General features: G+C 44.6%; 19 protein-coding genes and 1 tRNA gene. 5 read left to right on the top strand and 15 right to left on the bottom strand.

Annotated elements, in window-relative coordinates; translation table 11 throughout:
- Nucleotides 1-3: 3 nt before the first annotated feature.
- From ftsA to BLT07_RS16440, 4 genes are all read left to right on the top strand, one after another.
- Nucleotides 4-1,332: a cell division protein FtsA gene (ftsA, locus tag BLT07_RS16455; protein ID WP_091871802.1), complete on the top strand. Its 1,329-nt coding sequence runs from the start codon at nt 4-6 to the stop codon at nt 1,330-1,332.
- A gap of 34 nt (nt 1,333-1,366) precedes the next feature.
- Entirely contained in the window at nt 1,367-3,349 is a 1,983-nt protein-coding gene (gene ftsZ, locus BLT07_RS16450) for a cell division protein FtsZ (protein ID WP_091871801.1), read from the top strand.
- Nucleotides 3,350-3,473: 124 nt separating this feature from the next.
- On the top strand, nt 3,474-3,923 hold the full coding sequence (locus tag BLT07_RS16445) for a GatB/YqeY domain-containing protein (protein WP_091871793.1): 450 nt from the start codon (nt 3,474-3,476) through the stop codon (nt 3,921-3,923).
- An 82-nt stretch (nt 3,924-4,005) separates the two neighbouring features.
- Nucleotides 4,006-4,079 (top strand) — tRNA-Arg (locus BLT07_RS16440).
- Nucleotides 4,080-4,117: 38 nt separating this feature from the next.
- On the opposite strand, the gene BLT07_RS16435 is transcribed toward BLT07_RS16440, so the two are convergent.
- The 7 genes from BLT07_RS16435 to cphA all read right to left on the bottom strand — a co-directional run bounded on the left by BLT07_RS16435 (nt 4,118) and on the right by cphA (nt 12,738).
- Nucleotides 4,118-4,966, bottom strand: coding sequence for a universal stress protein (locus BLT07_RS16435; RefSeq protein WP_091871789.1), 849 nt, complete (start codon nt 4,964-4,966; stop codon nt 4,118-4,120).
- A gap of 60 nt (nt 4,967-5,026) precedes the next feature.
- Complete coding sequence (locus BLT07_RS16430) at nt 5,027-5,419, bottom strand: hypothetical protein (protein ID WP_091871780.1); 393 nt, start codon at nt 5,417-5,419, stop codon at nt 5,027-5,029.
- Entirely contained in the window at nt 5,416-5,835 is a 420-nt protein-coding gene (locus tag BLT07_RS16425; protein WP_091871777.1) for a GreA/GreB family elongation factor, read from the bottom strand. The genes BLT07_RS16430 and BLT07_RS16425 overlap by 4 nt, the downstream gene beginning before the upstream one ends.
- 12 nt (nt 5,836-5,847) lie before the next feature.
- Entirely contained in the window at nt 5,848-7,140 is a 1,293-nt protein-coding gene (locus tag BLT07_RS16420) for a Glu/Leu/Phe/Val family dehydrogenase (RefSeq protein ID WP_091871774.1), read from the bottom strand.
- A 431-nt stretch (nt 7,141-7,571) separates the two neighbouring features.
- Complete coding sequence (locus BLT07_RS16415; RefSeq protein ID WP_091871763.1) at nt 7,572-8,897, bottom strand: sigma-54-dependent transcriptional regulator; 1,326 nt, start codon at nt 8,895-8,897, stop codon at nt 7,572-7,574.
- 2 nt (nt 8,898-8,899) lie between these two features.
- Nucleotides 8,900-9,988, bottom strand: a complete 1,089-nt coding sequence (locus BLT07_RS16410; protein ID WP_091871762.1) for a sensor histidine kinase — start codon at nt 9,986-9,988, stop codon at nt 8,900-8,902.
- 110 nt (nt 9,989-10,098) lie between these two features.
- A complete protein-coding gene (cphA, locus tag BLT07_RS16405; RefSeq protein WP_091871761.1) occupies nt 10,099-12,738 on the bottom strand; it encodes a cyanophycin synthetase in 2,640 nt (879 codons plus the stop codon).
- Nucleotides 12,739-12,833: 95 nt separating this feature from the next.
- Here cphA and BLT07_RS16400 point away from each other — a divergent pair, with 95 nt between their 5' ends.
- Nucleotides 12,834-13,697 carry a cyanophycinase gene (locus BLT07_RS16400; protein WP_091871760.1) on the top strand — a complete coding sequence of 288 codons (864 nt, stop codon included), beginning with the start codon at nt 12,834-12,836 and terminating at the stop codon, nt 13,695-13,697.
- Between the two features lie 7 nt (nt 13,698-13,704).
- On the opposite strand, the gene BLT07_RS16395 is transcribed toward BLT07_RS16400, so the two are convergent.
- From BLT07_RS16395 to BLT07_RS16360, 8 genes are all read right to left on the bottom strand, one after another.
- Nucleotides 13,705-14,640 carry an isoaspartyl peptidase/L-asparaginase family protein gene (locus BLT07_RS16395; protein ID WP_091871756.1) on the bottom strand — a complete coding sequence of 312 codons (936 nt, stop codon included), beginning with the start codon at nt 14,638-14,640 and terminating at the stop codon, nt 13,705-13,707.
- A 236-nt stretch (nt 14,641-14,876) separates the two neighbouring features.
- Nucleotides 14,877-15,860, bottom strand: a complete 984-nt coding sequence (locus BLT07_RS16390) for a YpdA family putative bacillithiol disulfide reductase (RefSeq protein ID WP_091871755.1) — start codon at nt 15,858-15,860, stop codon at nt 14,877-14,879.
- Entirely contained in the window at nt 15,857-16,519 is a 663-nt protein-coding gene (gene rpe, locus BLT07_RS16385) for a ribulose-phosphate 3-epimerase (protein WP_091871754.1), read from the bottom strand. The genes BLT07_RS16390 and rpe overlap by 4 nt, the downstream gene beginning before the upstream one ends.
- Nucleotides 16,520-16,589: 70 nt before the next feature.
- Entirely contained in the window at nt 16,590-16,814 is a 225-nt protein-coding gene (locus tag BLT07_RS21075) for a hypothetical protein (RefSeq protein ID WP_175455357.1), read from the bottom strand.
- Nucleotides 16,815-17,121: 307 nt separating this feature from the next.
- Nucleotides 17,122-17,580, bottom strand: a complete 459-nt coding sequence (locus BLT07_RS16375; RefSeq protein WP_091871752.1) for a tRNA (cytidine(34)-2'-O)-methyltransferase — start codon at nt 17,578-17,580, stop codon at nt 17,122-17,124.
- Nucleotides 17,580-17,810 (bottom strand): VF530 family protein, encoded by a 231-nt coding sequence (locus BLT07_RS16370; RefSeq protein WP_091871743.1) that lies wholly within the window; start codon nt 17,808-17,810, stop codon nt 17,580-17,582. The genes BLT07_RS16375 and BLT07_RS16370 overlap by 1 nt, the downstream gene beginning before the upstream one ends.
- Before the next feature lie 247 nt (nt 17,811-18,057).
- The gene (locus tag BLT07_RS16365; protein WP_091871742.1) at nt 18,058-18,921 is read right to left on the bottom strand and encodes a sigma-70 family RNA polymerase sigma factor; all 864 of its coding nucleotides are present in this window, start codon (nt 18,919-18,921) and stop codon (nt 18,058-18,060) included.
- A 227-nt stretch (nt 18,922-19,148) separates the two neighbouring features.
- Nucleotides 19,149-21,371, bottom strand: coding sequence for a polyribonucleotide nucleotidyltransferase (locus BLT07_RS16360; RefSeq protein WP_091871741.1), 2,223 nt, complete (start codon nt 21,369-21,371; stop codon nt 19,149-19,151).
- Nucleotides 21,372-21,406: the final 35 nt, after the last annotated feature.

Here is a 21,406-nt window from a genome sequence, read left to right as displayed (position 1 = left end):
GTTATGGAAATAAATTATTCGGTAGGATTAGATATAGGAACGACCAAGATCGTCGCCATCATCGGCAGGGAAAACGAATATGGAAAAATTGAGGTGCTGGGTATCGGCCAATCCAAAAGTTTGGGGGTGCACCGCGGGGTGGTGAATAACATCACCCAAACGATCAAATCGATACAACAGGCCGTCGAACAGGCGGAAGCCAATGCCGGATTAAAAATCGGCACCGTTGTCGTAGGCATTGCCGGCCAACATATCCGCAGCTTGCACCATAGCGATTACATTACGCGGGCGGACTCCGAAGAGGTGATTAACGAAGAAGATCTCGACAAGCTTTGTAACCAGGTGTATAAATTGGTGATGCTACCGGGCGAAGAAATCATTCACGTGCTGCCGCAGGAATACAAGGTGGATGGGCAGGCGGAAATAAAAGAGCCCATCGGCATGTACGGTGGCCGTTTGGAAGCGAATTTTCATGTGGTCGTAGGGCAAGTATCGTCCATTAAGAATGTCGGAAGGTGCATTAAAAGTGCCGGTCTCGAATTGGGTAACATTACCTTAGAACCTTTGGCCTCTTCCGATGCCGTTTTAAGCAAGGAAGAAAAAGAGGCCGGTGTGGCCTTATTGGATATCGGTGGGGGTACAACGGATTTGGCCATTTTCAAGGATGGTATCATTCGCCATACGGCCGTGATTCCCTTTGGTGGGGGCGTGATTACCGAGGATATTAAAGAAGGATGCTCCATCATCGAAAAACAGGCGGAACTACTGAAAATTAAATTCGGATCGGCATGGCCGGGGGAGAATAAAGATAATGAGATAGTGTCCATTCCCGGTCTACGCGGTAGGGAGCCTAAGGAAATTACGCTTAAAAATCTATCCAAAATAATCCACGCCCGCGTGGTAGAAATTGTCGAACAGGTATATACCGAAATCAAGACCTACGGCCACGAAGAGCAGAAAAAGAAATTGATTGCCGGTATAGTCCTGACCGGTGGTGGAAGCCAATTGAAGCATCTAAAGCAATTGGTGGAATATATCACGGGGATGGATACGCGAATCGGCTACCCCAACGAACATTTGGCGGGTGATTCCGATCCCGAAATTGCCAGTCCCCTTTACGCTACTGCCGTAGGTCTTTTGATGAATGCCGTTTCTAACGGAGGTAAGGCCAAGGCAGCCAAAGCCGTAAAGGACCAAGAAGAGGAACTGGTCTTGGCCGGTCATGAAGAGGAGGAAGAGTTGGCAGGCCTAAATAAGCCAACGAGAGAACGAAAATCCGTTTTTGATAAATGGTCCGAAAAGTTGAAGGATTTTTTGGACAATGCGGAGTAAAAAATATAAAATTTAACCAGTAATAAAAAATACTATGAACAATACTGAATTTGAGGGAATCTCCTTTGATCTCCCCAAGAATCAAAGCAATGTAATAAAAGTAATCGGCGTGGGCGGCGGTGGCAGTAATGCCATAAACCACATGTTTCAGTCGGGCATCAATGGTGTGGATTTTGTCATCTGCAACACCGACTCCCAGGCACTGAACAACAGCCCCGTGCCGAACAAAATACAATTGGGCGTTTCATTGACCGAAGGATTGGGTGCTGGTGCCAATCCCGAAGTAGGGGAACAGGCCGCTTTGGAAAGTATGGAAGAGATCAAACAGATGCTCGCCCGAACCACCAAAATGATATTTATTACCGCTGGAATGGGAGGCGGAACGGGTACCGGAGCAGCTCCCGTAATTGCCAAACAAGCCAAGGAACTTGACGTGCTTACCGTAGGCATCGTTACCATGCCCTTCGAATTCGAGGGTAAGATGCGCTGTGAACAGGCCCGAATCGGTATCGAAAAGCTTCGTGCAAACGTAGATTCATTGATTGTTATCAATAACAACAAGTTGCGTGAAGTCTACGGAAACCTCGGTTTCAAAGCTGGTTTTTCTAAGGCAGACGAGGTCTTATCGACCGCCGCAAGAGGTATTGCAGAAGTAATTACGCATCACTACACGCAGAACATTGACCTTCGGGATGCAAAAACGGTGTTGTCAAATAGCGGTACCGCTATTATGGGCTCCGCCACGGCAACCGGCTCCATGCGAGCCAGTGAGGCGATTACCAAAGCCTTGGATTCTCCGCTCTTGAACGATAATAAAATAAGCGGGGCCAAGAATGTTTTATTGCTGATCGTTTCCGGCGGACAGGAAATCACTATCGACGAGATCGGAGAGATCAACGACTACATTCAGGTAGAAGCAGGCCATGGCGCCAATATTATCATGGGTGTCGGAGAAGATGAAGATCTAGGCGAAGCTATTGCCGTAACCATTATCGCTACGGGTTTTGACGTCGACCAACAGAACGAAATCGTAAATACCGAGGCAAAAAAGATAATCCATACCCTTGAAGACGAGCAAAAGGCCCATCGCGACCTTACGGAAAGAAGGAATATCGTACATACCTTGGCGGAACCGGAGGCTGCAAAGCCCAAGGTCATCAAACATACCTTAATCGATGAGGTCGAAGAACCCGGTATGGATTTAATACCCACTTCCAACTACATCAAGAACTTCAATGTGTTTTACGAAGAGATTGTCGAAGAAGTCGCCCACATAAGCGATAGCGATGATGATTTCGTGATTATAGATTCTAAAGATGCTCTCCACGACATGGTAGTGGTCGATCCAGTGACCGTGGCATACGAGCGATTGAAAGAAGAGCAGATGGCTATGAGTTTTGATATGCCCTTGGCAGAGACCCAAGAAGAGGAGGAAAAAGAGGAACAGGATAACGTGATTACCTTTAGCCTGGACGATGATGTAAAGGACATCGAAGTGAAAAATCCCGTAGAAGTAATCACAGTGCTCGAATACAATAAAAAAGGCGAGACCCGTTACAGTCTAGACGATTATATGGATTTAGAAAATAGACTGACCAGTGCAAAATCGATAACTTCCCAAAATAAACCGGAAGTAGTCGAGGAAGAGATGCAGATCGAAAGAAAACCGATCGTCGAAGCTAAAGTGCCAGAAAAGAAACCGATGCCCGAAACTAACCCGCCAAAAGAGGAATCGTTTGGTGCTGTTGATCCGATGGACAGCCCTATCGATGCCTTGTTGAAAGAGCGGGCCGACGAGCGACGTAGAAAATTGAAAGATTTCAATTATAAGTTCCAAAATAGCGTAAGCAGTATCGATGAAATCGAAAAGGAGCCTGCCTACAAGCGACAAGGTATTGATTTGAGTAACAGCCCAAGGCAAGACAGCAAGGTATCGCGCACCACGCTCGGCGAAGATAGCAACGATGAGATACAGTTGCGTTCGAACAATTCATTTTTACATGATAATGTAGATTAACGTTTTTAACCCTAACACTTTACTAGCTCAAACCCAAACCCGGAAAAATCTAATTTTTTCGGGTTTTTTGCATCCTATATCTTGGGATATTTTCTATATTCGCAGTCCGAAAATTAGTAAAACAATGAGCTTACAGCAACAAGTGATGGAACAGATGAAGACCGCCATGAAGGCCAAGGACAAAGTTGCCTTGGAGTCCTTGCGAGCCATTAAGTCCGCTTTGCTGTTGGCGCAGACCGAGACCGGTTCCGCTGCTGAAATGACCGAAGAAGACGAGGTGAAACTCGTTCAGAAACTGGTAAAGCAGCGTAAGGACAGTGCAGCCATTTTTAAGGAGCAGGGTAGGGACGATCTTGCTGAGCCGGAATTGGCGCAAGTAGCGGTTATCGAACAATTCTTGCCCGCACAGCTTTCTAAGGAAGATATCGAAAAAGTAGTCGTGCAGACCATCGAATCAACGGGTGCGTCGGGCATGCAAGATATGGGTAAGGTCATGGGGATGGTCTCCAAAAAATTGGCCGGGCAGGCCGATGGGAAGACGATTTCGACTATTGTGAAGAAGAAATTATCATAAAGGTATCGGTTTGCAGTAGCAGTGGTGCATGACACGTATAAACGGAGAACCGCCGAGACCACAAACTGCGAACAAAATAAACGGCCGCGTGGCGCAACTGAATAGCGCATCAGATTTCGGCTCTGAGGGTTGGGGGTTTGAATCCCTCCGCGGTCACAAAAGGTCTTGCAAATGCAAGGCCTTTTTTATGATATTTATTTATCGTTCAATGCCAGCACCGGTACCTTTTCATAATACCCCAATTTACCCAAAGTAGGCTCGCTAAAACCTAATTGTTCCCAAAACGATGGTTTTTTGTCTATATAGCTGATTATGTTGCTGTGGCGTATCTCTACGAAACAATTCAACGCATCGGACATTTTCACATTATGCAGCATGTTAAAACTATGATTTACATCCTTAAAGTATTTTTTTAAACGCTTTTTGTTAGTTTCTTGTTTTTGAGTGAATTTGCCTTTATCCGCTAAGCTAAGTATCTGCACACTGGCTTCCATTCTTTTGGCGATTTCAGCTAAATATTTAATTTCGGAAGTTCTGAAATCGGTTTTAAAATTTGTCGCCAAAACTATTTCTTCGGGTCGATTGAAACTTACATTTCTTGGCACTACTAGAACGGGACACTTTCTTACGCTCCCAATAACGGCTAGCGTATTTTTGCCATATTTACGCGCCCGTTCATTTTTCATACCCTTGGCACCCATGATTATCATATCGATCTGCATCTTTTCCACCACATCTTTGACTGCATCAACAAATGGCGTCGAACGTGATAACACATGCATCCGATGGTTTGTATTTTCTTCGGAAAAGGTCAAACGTTGCAATATATCGCCCAGCCCTTCCTTTGAACGGTTTTCGTAGAGTTTGTTGAACGCCTCGTCGGGATCTAAAAAGGCTATACTGTCTATACCGGAAGTATCTTTAACATAAGTATTCAGAATGTAAAAATCGCATTCTTGATCGGCATGTAATTTTAGGGCGTACACTAGGGCATCCCAGGAGTTTTTTGAAAAATCGGTTGTCAACAATAGCTTCTTTCCCATTATGGTGAATTTGTGATGTATAAGTGTATTCTTCTGCTATTCGCTGTTTCTCATGTATTCTTACCTCTCGACAAATTGGAGAATCTTTGACAGAACGTCCGATTTAATACGTCTATATTTTTTTAGATGGTCGATATAGACGTTCCGGTTTTGTTCGTGTTTGTGCAGATAGAAGGCATCACAATCGGTGGTATCACATTCGATAGCGTTTCGCATGCTTGCTTCATATCTATATAATATCCCTAATTTCAGTTGGTTTTCACGTCGTAGGTCATGTAACTGAAGATACAGTGGCCTATTGTTTAACACTCGGTCTTCGATACCCAACAGATATTCAAGCTCCTGAATGATATATTCCAGATCATCCGTCCAGTTATTGACTTCAGCCCTATCTTTTTTCACCATAATCTTACTGTCGGGCTCATGACTATAAAATATTTTTTTCTCGCTCATACTATCATATTTGCCTTGATGTACTTGTTCTCTTGCTCCACTTTTTCAATGATCAGCTGCTGTTCGCCCGAAGGGAATTCCCAAGTTACCGAATCTCCCTCTGCATATCCAATCACTGCTGCACCCATCGGAGTAAGAATGGATATCTTATCATTTTTCATATCGCTGTCCGTCGGCAAGACCAACGTGAATGTTTTGTGCCATCCTTTTTTCGAAACGATGGTAACCATGGTATTGAAACGAATGACATCTTTCGGCATATCGGCCTCGTCGCATATCTGTGCCGAGTCCAGTTCTCCTAATAATTTTCTTACCGATTTACGCAAGGTTTCGTCTTGGTAGTATCCCGAGAGATTCATATACCGTTTTAAGAGCACATACTCTTTTTTTTCTATAATCAGATTTTTGTATTTCATTTTATTATTTATTTATGGAAAAATTCCCCGTTGTACATACGTTTTCTCTAGACGTTCAATGGCTATGATAAAGGCCGCAGTGCGCATATCTACTTTCCTATCCTCGGATATTTCGGATACTTTGGAAAATGATTCCCTTAGTTTTTTCTCCAATTTTTCCATAACCTCTTCCAATTGCCATATTTCGCCGTTGCGATTCTGTAGCCATTCATAATAGCTGCCGATTACTCCGCCAGAATTACAAAGGATATCGGGAATGATATCAATTCCTTTTTTTAATAGGATTTCTTCGGCTTCCACGTCGGTAGGCCCGTTGGCGCCTTCGGCGATCAGATAGGCTTTAATATGCTGTGCATTTTCTGCCGTTATCTGGTTGCCCAGCGCCGCGGGAATTATGATATCGCAGTCTAATCCGAAAAAATCGGTATTGTCGATTGCGTGGGAATCGCTAAAACCAAGAATGCTTCCTTTATTTGCTTGGGAAAACTCGAAAAGTTTTTCTACCGATATTCCGCTTTCGTTTGTAATACTTCCGTAAGCATCTTGTACTGCTATCAAAACGGCACCTTCCTTTTCTAGAAAATGTGCGGCCCAATAACCCACATTACCAAAGCCCTGAACAATAAATTTCTTATCCTTCAAATCGACTTTTTTGCTTTCCGTCCAGAATTTTATGGTCAGGAAAACGCCATAGCCCGTTGCCCTGTCCCGGCCTTCTGAACCTCCTGCTCCGATGGGTTTTCCAGTAACCACATGCATGTTCGTCGAACGCTCGGCCGGTGATTTTGTTGACATGTAGGTGTCCAATATCCAGGCCATCGTCTGTGCATTGGTATTGACATCGGGTGCGGGAATGTCCAGTTCGGGACCTATATTATCGCCCAAGGCATAGGTGAACCGTCTGGTAATCCGTTCCAACTCTGAATTTGAGTATTTGGTGGGATCTAGTTGAATTCCCCCCTTGGCACCACCATAGGGAAGTCCCGCTAGTGATGTTTTCCAGGTCATCCACATGGCCAATGCCCTAGCGGCGTCAATGTCTACGGTTGGGTGATACCGCAATCCTCCCTTATACGGGCCTAACGCATTATTATGTTGCACCCTATATCCGGTAAAGACCTCTACCTCGCCATTGTCCATCCGAACGGGAAAGTGGACCACAAGTTCATTGTTCGTAACCTCTAGTATCTTTCGAATGTTAGGATTAAGGCCTATAATATCCGCAGCATTGTCAAACTGGCGCATGACATTGTCTAGCATACCCTGTTTATGTTGTTTTTTTTGTTTTGTTACTCTTGTTGTCATTATTTTTTATTTTAACAGAAGTTCTCTTTGTTTGAATTTTAGGGTTAAAACTTGTCGTTTTAGCCGAGTCTATTGATAATGGTATGTAATCCTTATCAGATGGTGAACGTATGCGCTGCATGGGTTTGTACTGCTCTATCTTTTTCGCGGCTTTGTAGCTGGCGATGCCACATCCTTCGAAGATGAACTTGGTATTGCGAAATCGATCTATTTGTACTTTTTTTCCAGAGTATCGATTTCAAAAAAATCTCCGATCTGTAAATTGATCAGACTTGGTTCGTCCCGTTAGATACAAAAAGCATGCCTTTGAAAGAATGGAATTGGATATACACATAAGTAATTGATAATCAATACGTAAATTTTATCTTTTAAAAAGTGGTATTTCTGAATCGGGGAATTATTCCTCGAGTGAGGAATGATTCCCCGATTCATCAGCTCAATTTATTGCGTAAAGTCTTACGGTCTATTTGAAGAATTTCGGCCGCTTTGGTCTTATTGCCTTTGGTGTGGATTAGTATGCGACGTACATATTCTTTTTCCATTTCCCCCAAGGGTAGAAAATCTGCCTCGGGAAACTCAATTTGAAATTTTAGAAAATCGGGAAGGTCTTTCACATCGATAAGACCATCGGACATGATGACGGTACGCTGGATTATATTCTCGAGCTCCCTGATATTTCCCGGCCATTGATAGCGTTTTAAGATTCCTAGGGCTTCGTCGGAAATCCGAAAGAGCCGGTCTTTATATTCTTCCCCGTATTTGCGTAAAAACTTTTTCACCAATAGCGGAATATCGGATTTTCGTTCCCGCAAAGGCGGCACATTGATTTCAACGACCGTTAAACGATAATAAAGATCTTCCCTGAAGGTTTTGTTCTTAATGTTTTCCAATAAATCAGCATTGGTGGCGGCTATAATGCGAATATCTACCTTCTCCACTTTTTGCGAACCGACCTTCGTTATTTCTTTTTCTTGCAATGCGCGAAGTAACTTGGTCTGGACAGTAAGGGAAGCCGTGCCGATTTCATCTAAAAATAAAGTACCGCCTTCAGCGGCCTGAAAGAAACCGCTCCGATTTTCATTGGCCCCTGTAAAGGCCCCCTTTTTGTAGCCAAAAAGTTCGGTTTCTTGTAAATTTTCGGGTATTGCACCACAATTGACCGCTATAAAGGGCGCACGAGAAAACTTACCGGAATAATGAATGGCGCGTGCTACCAATTCTTTACCAGTACCACTTTCCCCTTTTACGATGACGGTGGCCTTGTTGTTCTTTACCCGGTCTATACTATTGATTACTGAGCCGAACGCCTCCGACGCCCCGACCATGTCAGCGTAATCATTGGTTTGTATGTTTTGGGAAACAGGTTTCTGTTTTTGATCTTGAGCAGCATTTGCGAACGTTTTTTCTACAATTTGTTTCAGTTCAGTTTTTGTGAACGGTTTACTCAGATAATCTATAGCCCCTGATTTGATAACTTCAAATGCTCCGTTCACTGAGGGATATCCGGTGACGACCAATTTAGGTATTTCAGGATAGTGCTCGCTCACAAATTGTAGGAGTTGTAGACCGTTCACATCGGGCATCCGAATGTCCGTAATCAATAAATCGATATCGGTGTCCTTAAGAATGAACAGGGCCTCCTTTACGGAAATGGCCTTAAAAGTATGATAGTCCATAGACTGTAAGTGCCTTTGTAGCAGTTCTAGAATATGGATATCATCGTCTACGATAAGAATATTTTCTTTGCGCAATGCCATGCCTACAATTTAGGAAAGTCGACGGTAAATATAGTACCTTTTGGTAAGTTCGGTCCGTGTGAAATAGCGCCTTTGTGACTGCTGATGATTCCATGAACTACGCTAAGCCCTAAACCGGAACCTTCGCCGACCGGTCTGGTCGTAAAGAAAGGTTCAAAAACCTTATCCCCAATTTTGGGAGCAATCCCGGTTCCCTCGTCCGAAATTCGGATTTGTGCCATTTTGCCAAGTCCATCAATACTAATATCAATGCTTCCGGCTTCCGGCGAAAAGTAGATGGCATTCATGATAAGGTTGAAAAGCACTTGGGTCAACTGTACGGTATCGGCGCGCAGTTTTATAGTTGTATCGCTAAAAGCCTTGGTCAGTTTGATATTTTTGGATTGTAGGGAAGGCCCCAGCAGTTTCAATACATTTTCTGCAACGGGAATTAAAGATACCGACTTCATTTGCTGCGGCATTTCACAAGCAAAGAACATCAATTTTTTGACCACCTCACGACTGAAAATGGCATTGTCCACAATCTTCTCTAAGTCACGAATGCCGTTGGGATCGCTCATCCTCTCCTTCAATAGTTCCGTAAAGCCCAGAATATTCGCAAGTGGCGTGTTGAGTTCATGGGCGATGCCCGCCGTAATTTCCCCTAAGATATGAAGACGGTCCGCGCGCTCTACTTGTCTTTTAATGGCTGCTTCACTATCATGTACTTGTTTCCTTTCCAACAAGTTGCCTACCGCCAAGGCAACATTTTCAAGCAATTTTTTCTCTTCCTCCAAAAAATCGGATGGCCGATACTTATCCTTTGGATAGCCTACTTGAATACATCCGTCAGATTTGTTGAAGACCCGTATATTTGATTTGATAAGAAATAAATCTTGATTAAATCCATTTGTTTCAATATGAAAATCCCCGTTTTGTAAAAATACTTCGGTATCATCATCGAATTGCCACGCTCTTTTTAGACAATAAATAATAGCTTCGAGCGAAGTTTGCAATTGATCATAGTCGGAGTTCACGATGATGGAGGTAACCTCGTAGAGACAGGTAAGTTCTTTGATGCGCTCTTTTAGTTTTGCTTCTGTGCCGACCATATAGATTTAATTTTTTCTGGCCTTACCAATTAGAGGTATCCAGACGGGGTAAACGCAACCTATTTTAGGGAAATTACCATACCTTAAAACGGTTATAACGTGGCTGGCTTTTATCCTTCCTCCATAAGCGAAGCTCCTTTTTGTTCCTGTTCCTTGAGGTCTTCCACGAGTTCCAGGGCTTCTGATACCACATCGCTACATAAAATAATCAACGCCCCCTCAGGCACATTTTTCATTGCGTAGAAGATGGCTTCCTTTTCCGATGTGATGATCGTAGTTTTTATGTCGGGATTTTTGGAAGTGATACCGTCTTTCAACATCTTGATCAATTCTTCTTCCGACTTTCCCCGCAAATGTTTGTCTTGTCGTATGATGATTTCATCGAACATTTCGGCGGCGATACTGCCAATCAGGTTGTTATCTTCTACACGTCTATCCCCGATACCTGCAACGATACCCAGCTTGTGGGTAGCCTCGATCTGATTGGTAAATTTTTGAAGAGCCCGCATTCCGGAGGGATTATGGGCATAATCGAGCAGAATTTGGAATTTCTCGAACTTAAAGAGATTAAGGCGTCCGGGGGTCTGGGATGCGGATGGTATAAAGGTTTCCAATCCCGCCTTCATGTCTTCAATGGTAATGTTTTTAACATTGCAGGCGATGATGGCCGGCAAGATGTTCTGAATCATGAACTTGGCCTTTCCGCTATAAGTAAGCGGAATATTTTCTGCCTTCATAATCCGCATTTTCCAAGCACCGCGACATAGGGTAACATAACCGTTCTCATAGACAGCGGTAATGCCCCCCTTTCTTTGGAGGGCCTTGATTCTAGGATTATCCTCGTCCATAGAGAAAAGCGCGACGTTACATTCCAAACCCTTGCGCATATCGTAGACCAAATCGTCATCTGCGTTTAAAATGGCATAGCCATCGGGCAGCACTGTTTCAGGAATGACGGCCTTTACTTGAGCCAATTGCTCTATCGTATGAATGCCTTTTAAACCCAAATGATCGGCGGCTACATTGGTGACGATGCCGACATCGCATTTGGAAAAGGCGAGCCCGGCCCGTAAAAGCCCCCCTCTTGCACATTCCAATACCGCAAAGTTTACGGTCGGGTCGCGCAATACGAATTCCGTACTTTGGGGGCCGGTACAATCCCCTTTCATAAGCAACCTGTTTTTGATGTAGACCCCATCGCTGGTGGTATAGCCAACGCGATACCCTGACATTTTCGCCATATGCGCCATCAATCGGGTGGTGGTCGTCTTGCCATTGGTACCGGTAATGGCCACTATGGGAATGCGTCCCTTGTCCATTTGATGTGGAAAAAGTTTGTCCACTACGGGGGCAGCCACATTTCTGGGTAGCCCTTTGGTAGGGGCCAAGTGCATTCGAAAACCGGGGCCGGCATTTACTTCGAGTACGGCACCACCGGTATCCGATAGCGGTTTGCTGATATCTGTGGTCATGATGTCGATACCGGCGATATCGAGGTCGATAATTTTCGAGATGCGTTCGGCCATGGCAACATTGGCAGGGTGTACGATATGAGTAACATCTTCCGCCGTACCGCCTGTGCTAAGATTGGCAGTATCCTTTAATACCAATTTTTCGCCTTCCGGAAGTACGGAATCCAAGGTATATCCGGCATCATCGATGATGGTTTTGGTCAAATCGTTGATCGTGATTATGGTCAGTTCCTTTTCATGGCCATAGCCCCGTCTAGGATCTCTATTCTTATCGGCAATCAGGTTGTCTATGGTAGATTTTCCATCGCCAATGACATGGGCGGGAGAGCGTAGGGCTGCGGCTACCAATACGTTGTTAATTACCAGCAGGCGATAGTCTTGACCGGTGATATAATTTTCTACAATAATGCGGTCCGATATTTCCTTGGCGATACGAAAGGCTTTGAGGGCATCATCGTAGGTGTTGATGTCCACTGATATACCACGGCCGTGATTGCCATCAATGGGTTTGATGACCAATGGGAAGCCGATAAAATCGCAAGCAGTCTTGAGACTGCTTTCCTTCGAAATAATATCGCCTCGGGGTACCTGTACCTCCGCCTGTTCCAGAAGATATTTGGTATCTTCCTTGTCGCAGGCCAGTTCGACCCCGATACTACTTGTCTCGCTGGTGACGGTGGCTTGTATACGTTTTTGATTCGCGCCATAGCCCAGTTGGCAAAGCGAATATTTATTCAGGCGTAACCACGGAATGCCCCTTCTCTCAGCTTCCTCCACGATTGAACCTGTACTGGGTCCCAAGCGTTCGGCTTCCCGTAATTCACGCATACGTTGCAAGTCGGCGTCCAGATCGTAATCCTTCCCTGAAATTAAGGCTTCGCAAATGGCCACTGCTGCTTTGGCCGCATAACGTCCGGCATTTTCCTCGATATACGAAAAGACAACGTGATAAACCCCTTTCTCTCCAAAACCCCGGGTACGCCCGAAACCGGTATCCATTCCCGCCATGGTCTGTATTTCGAGGGCGACATGCTCGACCACATGTCCCATCCAAGTACCCTCTTCCACTCGCATGAAAAATCCGCCTTCACAGCCCTCGGAACAGCGGTGTTCATACATGCTTGGGAACATTTTTTTAAGCCGTGGCCCGAAACCGGAAATCTCGTTCGTCGGATACTCTTCCATCACTTCAAGATCAAGGACCATTACTATCAGTTTTTCTCTGCGAATAGACCAATAGTTGGGGCCGCGCATGGCATTTATTTCTCGTATTTTCATGTAATGATTATTAGTGCATATCTGGAATTTTATAAATATAATCCTAAATTCCACAACAATACCCGTATTTTTGCGTTCAAAACTGTAAATTTTTGATGCAAATAAAAGGTATACTGATTCCCATCGGGGGAAACGAAGATAAAGGGATAGAAACAAAGGAAAAATATCATCTTGAATTTATTGAGGAGGGTATTTTGGCCAGGGTGGCCAAGGAATGTGGGGGATGTGATAAATCGATCGCCGTAATTCCGACCGCCTCAAGCATACCCAACGAAGTTTCGGATAACTACATAAAGGCCTTCGATAGATTGGGATGCGCTAATGTCAATATCGTCGATATCCGAGAGCAAAAAGATTCCGAAAATCGGCAAAATATCGCTACCATTGAACAGGCGGATTGTGTTATGTTTTCTGGTGGCAGTCAATTTAAAATCGTCCAAAAGATCGGGGGAAGCACGCTTCACAATATTCTTTCGGAACGGTATAAAAACGAGAAAATAGTAATAGCGGGAACCAGTGCCGGTGCCATGTGCATGTCAATGGAAATGATTTCTGGGGGTAGCGGTAAAGAGGCTTTTATTAAAGGGGCCGTGCGAATGAGGCAGGGTATGGGATTTATACCTAACCTGGTCATAGACTCTCATTTCATTACACGAGGGCGTTTTGGACGATTGGCAGAAGCAATAGCAAGGTTTCCAGAGCTTCTGGGTGTCGGTCTTGCCGAGGATACCGGTTTGGTCATCAAAAACTGCAATACCTTCGAGGTAATCGGCTCGGGCATGGTCATTCTCTTTGATCCGAGCGAAATTAGGCACAATAACGAAAAGTTATTGAATAAAGGGATGCCGATGTCGATTTCAAACCTCAAGACCCATATTCTGGCCAATGGTGACCGCTTCAATATTCAAGAGCGGAACCTAAAAGTTGTGCCTTCCGATAAAGCTTTTATGGTGGACTAAAAATTTTTCACTCCCCATAAATTGAAATCTTTTTTTCCCCTAATGATGTTTTACTCCCCCGATACATTCCCTCTGTATTGAAAGGCATAGCGATGTTGCCGTTACTATCGACCGCGATCAGTCCGCCATCACCGCCGATGTACAACAGACGTTTGTTGATTACTTCTGAAGCTGCTTCGCTCAGCGAAAGGCCTTTGTATTCCATAAGGCAAGATACATCATAGGCTACCACTCCCTTTATAAAAAATTCACCGCTACCGGTACAGCTCACGGCACAAGTTTTGTTATTTGCATAGTTGCCGACGCCAATCATGGGACTGTCACCTACACGCCCAAAGCGCTTATTGGTCATACCTCCCGTCGAGGTAGCAGCGGCAAGATTGCCCTGTTGATCGCAGGCCACGGCGCCAACGGTGCCGAATTTGGATTCTTTTTTGCCGGAATGGTCCAATTGAAAACTGTCGGTGCCCTTGATGTCCTGCCACTGTTGATAACGAAATTCATCATAGAAATAGGAAGCATCCTCTAAGTTGTAATTCAGGCTTTGGGCAAACTGCATCGCGCCTTCTGCCGCCAAAAAGATATGCTCGCTTTTTTCCATGACGTCGCGGGCTAGCCTAATGGGATTTTTAATACCATGAATTAGTGAAACTGCTCCGGCATCCAAAGTTTTTCCGTTCATGATGGCGGCATCCATTTCGTGGTTTCCATCGGCGGTAAAAACGCTGCCCTTGCCCGCGTTGAAGAGTGGGGAATCTTCGAGTACTTCAACGGCCCGCTCCACGGCGTCTACTGACGATGCTCCCTCTTTTAAAAGGGCATAGCCTTCGTCAAGGGCAAATTCCAGAACTTTTTTATAGGCGATTTCTTTTTCAGTGGTCATTTGGCCTTTCACCAAGGTACCCGCCCCGCCATGTATTGCCAAGGAAAAAAGTTGATTCATCTTTAGAGGATTTATTTTTTGTTTTGACTTAGGTCTTAACACATACGCATAACGGTGCTTTACGATAGGCTTGAAGTATCGGGGTTGGGCTAAAACCCGAAAAATCGATATTCTCGCAGTCTTAAAGGAATCCGAGGTGAATTGAAAAATCTGGACTCAATTGTCCCTATCTTTAGACTGTTTGTTGAGATTATCCTAGTCAGCGCTTAAGCCGATTCGTATTTCTCTGTCAGTCGTTATGCCTCCACGATCTTGGAATTTTCGTGAAGTATGGCGTTCATGATAATCTTCGCATGAATCCTCGAATTCTCGATAAACCATTTGTGGGTTTCCATGCCCCCGCAGATAACGCCGGCCAGATAGAGTCCGTCAACATTGGTTTCCATGGTTTCGGGATTGTATTGCGGTAGTTTTTTCTCATCGTCGGAGAGTTCGATACCCAGTTTTTTGAGGAAAGCAAAATTCGGCTTGTACCCAGTAAGCGCCAGCACAAAATCATTTTCGAGGGTAACCGGTCCTTCAGGCGTATCAATAAGGATTTCCGTTTCCCTGATTTCTTGTATGGTGGTGTTATAGTAGGCTTTGATGCTGCCTTCTTCGATTCGGTTTATGATATCGGGCCGCACCCAATATTTTACCCGCTGCCCCACCTCAGATCCGCGGATAATCAGGGAAACTTCCGCTCCTTTCCGCCAACATTCCAGGGCCGCGTCGATCGCGGAATTGCTGGCGCCCACAACGACCAGTTTTTGGTTGGCGTAAAAGTGGGGGTCGTCGTAATAGTGTGAAGTTTTTGGAAGATTCTCCCCGGGTACGTTCATTCTGTTCGGCAAATCGTAGAAGCCCGTGGCTATTATCACATTGGAAGCCGAATAACTATTCTTATTGGAAATAACGGTAAATCGACCATCCCTTTTTTCAACGTTTTCCACCTTCTCAAAAAGCTGGATGTCCAATTGGTTCGAAGTGACAATCCTTCTATAATATTCCAAGGCCTCGTTGCGCTTCGGTTTGGCTTCGTTGCTGATAAAGGGAATTCCATCGATTTCAAGCTTTTCCGATGAAGAAAAAAATTGCATGTTTACCGGATAGTAGAAAAGGGAATTTACAATGGGCCCTTTTTCAAGGATTACGTAGCTCAGTCCCTTCGTTTTCGCCGCAAGACCACAAGCAATTCCGATGGGGCCGCCCCCTACAATAATGACATCAAACTGCTTCATTGGTCTGCACTTTCTTTAAGTTCTTTAATAGTCGCGGTCGGGTCATCGCTCTTAAAAACAAAACTGCCGGCGACCAGTACATCTGCGCCTGCCTTTACAAGGTTTTTCGCATTTTTAGAGGTAACTCCTCCATCGATTTCGATAAGAGCCTTTGATTTTTTGTTCGTAATGAGTTCCCGCAATGCCCTTACTTTTTCATAGGTATTTTCGATAAAGGACTGCCCACCGAAGCCCGGGTTTACACTCATGACTAGTACGACATCGATATCCTTTATAACATCCTCTAAAAGCAAGATATTGGTATGTGGGTTCAGGGCTACACCAGCTTTCATACCTTCTGCTTTGATAGCCTGTATGGTTCGGTGCAAATGGGTACAGGCTTCATAGTGTACGGTGAGGTTTGTGGCTCCCAGTTCTGCAAAAGTCTTGATGTAGCGGTCGGGATCTACAATCATTAAATGTACGTCCAAAGGTTTTGTGGCATATTGGGCAATCGTCTTTACTACGGGCATACCGTAGGAGATATTGGGTACGAAGAGGCCATCCATAATATCGATATGGTGCCAATCTGCCTCACTTTTATTGACCAGTTCGATATCTCGCTGTAAGTTGCCGAAATCGGCGGCGAGTAGGGAAGGGGCTATTTTTGTTTCGCTCATCGGTATACTTTAACACATCGGTTTATTATAAATAAAATACAAAGGTACGTAATTGTGGGCGTTCGAAGCGCTACGCTACATAGACAAGAACCTTAATCGGACCTGGATCGAAAAAAATGTGGATTCGGGAGCCAAAGATACGAATGGGAAGGGAGAAATGTTCGAGATTATCGATGCGCTCAAGGCGCAATCGCCTAAAAGATATTTCTTGGATTGCCATAGCACTTCCTCCGACAGCCTGCCCTGCATCTCCGTGCAAGAAGTTGGTAATCAAAGGACTTTTGAAATTATTCATAGGCAAAGTCTTGAAGAATACGACCAGTTCGGGATGCAACCCGGTTATAATAATTTTCAGTCCATCAAAAAAGGGGAATTTTCGGCTATTCAAAACGGAGCGAACATCCGAAGCGTTTGGGATGCTTTTATCTTTATGCCCTTATATCAGTCTCAAGGCAATGATGGTTTTTTTGTGGTGGAGGAAGTGAATACGTTGCACTCTTTAGGATTTGCTAAAACGATTATGGCGAATAGCTTTGATTGTGACTGTGGGATAGACTTTTTCAGGGTTCATCTCATTGCTATGCTGGCCCAAGGGAGTTTCGCTACGGGTTCGTTTGTTGCCTTAACCCTTCATAAACCACAATACCAACGGCATTCGCCAAATTCAAACTGCGTATGTGTTCGCTATAAAGTGGAATCTTATACAGGTTGTCCCTATGCTTTTCAGTGATTTCTTCGGATAGCCCAACGGACTCCTTCCCAAAAATCAGAAAAAGATCGTCCTTATAATCAATGGACCAATGGTTCCTTTCGCCATGGCTTGAAAAATAGACCTTGGTTTTATCCGAATGCTGGGAGAAAAATGCATCACTATTTTCATAAATGGATATTGACAAGTACTGCCAATAATCAAGTCCTGCACGTTTTAGGCGCTTATCGATCAATTCGAATCCAAAGGGTTTTACAAGATGTAGATGTGAACCGGTTGCCAAAGCCAAACGGCCGATGTTTCCCGTATTATTAGGTATTTCAGGTTCAATAAGCACAATGTTGAACGCCATTATTTTTTGATGGATTTTAAATAGAGGTGTTCGACTTTTTCCCTAGCCCAAGGTGTGCGCCTTAAAAATTTTAGCGATGATTTTATAGTAGGGTTGCTTTTGAAGCAGTTGATGTCAATACGGTCGGCGAGCTGCTCCCAAGTGTATTTCTGGGTAATTTGTTCAAGAATATCCGTTAGCTTTACTCCGTGTAGTGGGTTGTTGGGCTGGTTTGATGCCTTGTTTTTCATAATCAAAACAAAAATACGTAAGCAGTTGTCATTCTAGTAAAAATTGCCGATTAAACTTTGTCAAAGTTGTAAAGAAGGGCTGCCACCGAAACGAAAAAACTCCGGTAATCAGCCGGAGTTTATTCATCAATCAAAAAACGAACAGTCATGATAAACTGTTGTTACTTTAAAATTACAACTTATATGCCAATTTTCCAATTTAAGGATTATTTAACGCACAATTTTTTTGGCTCGATACGGCATTTATTTAACCTAAATAGGTTTTTAATATCTTGCTTCTAGAGGTATGCTTCAATCGTCGTATCGCTTTTTCCTTAATCTGGCGAACGCGTTCCCGGGTAAGGTCAAAGGTTTCGCCGATTTCTTCCAAGGTCATCGAATGTTGTCCGGCGAGACCGAAATACAAACGGATGACATCGGCTTCCCTTGGGGTCAAAGTCTCCAAAGAGCGTTCGATCTCTACCCGAAGCGATTCCTGCAAAAGTTCCTTATCGGGGTTGGGCGATTCCCCGCTACGAAGTACATCATACAGGTTGGAATCCTCACCGTCGATCAAAGGTGCATCCATAGATACATGGCGACCGGAGTTTTTCAGGGATTGTTTTACGTCTTCGACGGTCATATCCAATTCCTTGGCAATTTCTTCGGCACTGGGCATACGTTCGTGAGCCTGCTCCAAGAAAGCAAAAGTCTTATTGATCTTGTTGATGGAACCGATTTTGTTCAAGGGCAAACGTACGATACGTGATTGCTCGGCCAAAGCCTGCAAAATCGATTGACGGATCCACCAAACGGCGTAGGATATAAATTTAAATCCACGGGTTTCGTCAAAGCGCTGTGCGGCTTTGATCAGGCCGAGGTTGCCCTCGTTGATCAAATCGGGTAATGTAAGGCCTTGGTTCTGATATTGTTTGGCGACCGATACTACGAAACGAAGGTTGGCCTTGGTCAATTTTTCAAGTGCGATCTGGTCGCCTTTCTTGATTCGTTGTGCCAATTCTACTTCTTCATCGGCAGTAATCAAATCGACTTTCCCGATTTCCTGCAAATACTTGTCCAATGATGCGGTCTCCCTGTTGGTGACCTGTTTGGTAATCTTTAACTGTCTCATCGCTAAATTTCCTTTTCTAGTTAAGCTTCAAAGAGCCCGTATATAGTTGGGTAAAAACCGGTTCTTCGCATAAGCTGCATATACTTATACGTAAAAAAGCGTGAAATGTTACAATTGGGGTGAAAAAAGTGGATTTTTTCGGTGAATTCCATTAAAAAGCCCCGTTCATCGAGTTGAACGGGGCTTTTTTTATTTTGGTCTAGCGTCTAGCGTCTAGCGTCTAGCGTTTAATCGCGTCGCGGCTTGCGATCACGACTATCCCTTCCACCGCCACGGCGGTCGTCACGGCCACGGTCGTTGCTGCGAGGTGGTCGTTCAGAGTAGCCTTCCGGTTTGTCCATAAGTACCTTGCGCGATACCCTGTCTTTTCGGGTTCGTTTATCGATACCCATATATTTCACATCGAACACATCACCCATACTTAACACATCGGATACATTCTCGGTGCGTTCCCAAGCAATCTCGGATACGTGCAGTAAAATCTCGTTACCAGGAGCATCTTGATATTCGACTACGGCACCAAAATCGAGCATTTTAATTACCTTCACCTCGTAAACGCTACCTTCTTTGGGTTTGAACATCAAAGACTCGATCTTCGCCAATACGGCATCGATTCCATTTTGGTCCGTTCCTAATATTTCTACGATACCTTCCTCGGTTACGGGATCTTCGTTGATAACGATAGTGGTTTTGGTTTCTTTCTGCAATTCCTGAATCACTTTTCCACCAGGACCAATCAAGGCGCCGATAAATTCGTTCGGAATTACCGTAGTTACCATTTTTGGTGCATGTGGTTTCACATCGGTATTTGGCGCGGAAATAGTATCCGTCAGTTTTTCTAGGATATGCAGACGACCGGCTTGAGCTTGCTTGAGGGCTTTGACCAAGATTTCATAGGACAGTCCTTTTACCTTGATGTCCATTTGGCAAGCAGTGATACCATCAGCGGTACCGGTCACTTTGAAGTCCATATCGCCTAGGTGATCCTCGTCTCCAAGGATGTCGGACAACACGGCGTATTTGCCGGAATCGCCATCGGAAATCAATCCCATAGCGATACCTGAAACCGGTTTCTTTAATTGTACCCCAGCATCCATCAAAGCCATAGTACCTGAACAAACAGTGGCCATCGATGAAGATCCGTTGCTTTCCAATACTTCGGAAACTACACGAACGGTGTAGGGGCAATCTGCTGGAATCATGCCTTTCAAGGCGCGTTGTGCCAGGTTACCGTGACCTACTTCCCTTCGCGAAGTACCGCGGATGGGCCGTGCCTCACCGGTACAGAACGGTGGGAAGTTATAATGTAAATAGAAAGTTTCCTCACCTTCGTAGGAAGGCATGTCAATTTTGTTCGCTTCTCGGGATGTACCTAGAGTAACGGTAGCCAAAGCTTGCGTTTCCCCTCTTGTGAAAATGGCGGATCCGTGTGTAGATGGCAGATAATCGATCTCGCACCAGATGGGGCGGATCTCGTCAGTTTTTCTACCGTCTAAACGTAAACCTTCGTTAAGGGTTAAGTCCCGAACCGCTGCTTTTTCTGCTTTGCGATAATATTCGGAAATCAAATCTCCTTTTTCCGCTAATTCTTCTTCGGAATAGCCAGCCTTTATCTCATCTTTGATTTCTGAAAAAGCTGCACTGCGTTCGTGCTTTGCAGAACCGGCCTTGGCCACTGCATACACTTTGTCATACGCTAGCTCATGAATCTTTTTCTCCAAATCGGTATCTTCGGATGCTTGTTCCCACTCACGTACTTCCTTTCTTCCGAAGGCGTCGGCCAGTTTCATTTGGGCATCGATCTGTTTTTTGATGGCTTCATGTGCAAATTTGATGGCCTCGACCATGTCCTCTTCGGAAATCTCGTCCATTTCACCTTCTACCATCATCACAGAATCCGCTGAGGCACCGATAATCATATCAATATCGCTTTCCTCCAATTGCGCACGGCTTGGATTGATAATGAATTCACCATCGACACGGCCGACACGGGCTTCTGAAATGGCACATTCAAACGGAAAATCCGATAGTTGAATGGCTGCAGAAGCTGCCAATCCGGCCATGGCATCCGGCATGACATCATCGTCGTGGGACATCAATTGAATCATCACCTGGGTTTCGGCGCTATAATTTTTTGGAAAAAGCGGACGCAGAACTCGGTCTACCAGTCGCATGGTCAATACTTCGCCGTCGCTGGGCCGGGCTTCCCTTTTAAAGAACCCACCGGGATAACGGCCAGAAGCCGCAAATTTTTCACGGTAATCTACCGTTAAAGGCAGAAAAGGCAAATCTTTTTGTTCGTAGTTGGATACAACCGTACACAACAGCATACATTTACCGGATTGCACGACAACGGACCCGTGGGCCTGCTTCGCCAATTTGCCGGTCTCGATAGAAATTTCCCTACCGTCGCCAAGGTCGATGACCTCTCTAAATACTTTTGGAATCATATATGTAATTTTTTTTCGCGATTAAAAAAACGTAA

This window comes from Pricia antarctica (genome assembly GCF_900101815.1).
In the GTDB taxonomy this organism is placed as follows: domain Bacteria; phylum Bacteroidota; class Bacteroidia; order Flavobacteriales; family Flavobacteriaceae; genus Pricia; species Pricia antarctica.
Note: the sequence above shows the minus strand (reverse complement) of the source record. Positions and strands in the feature narration are given on the sequence as shown.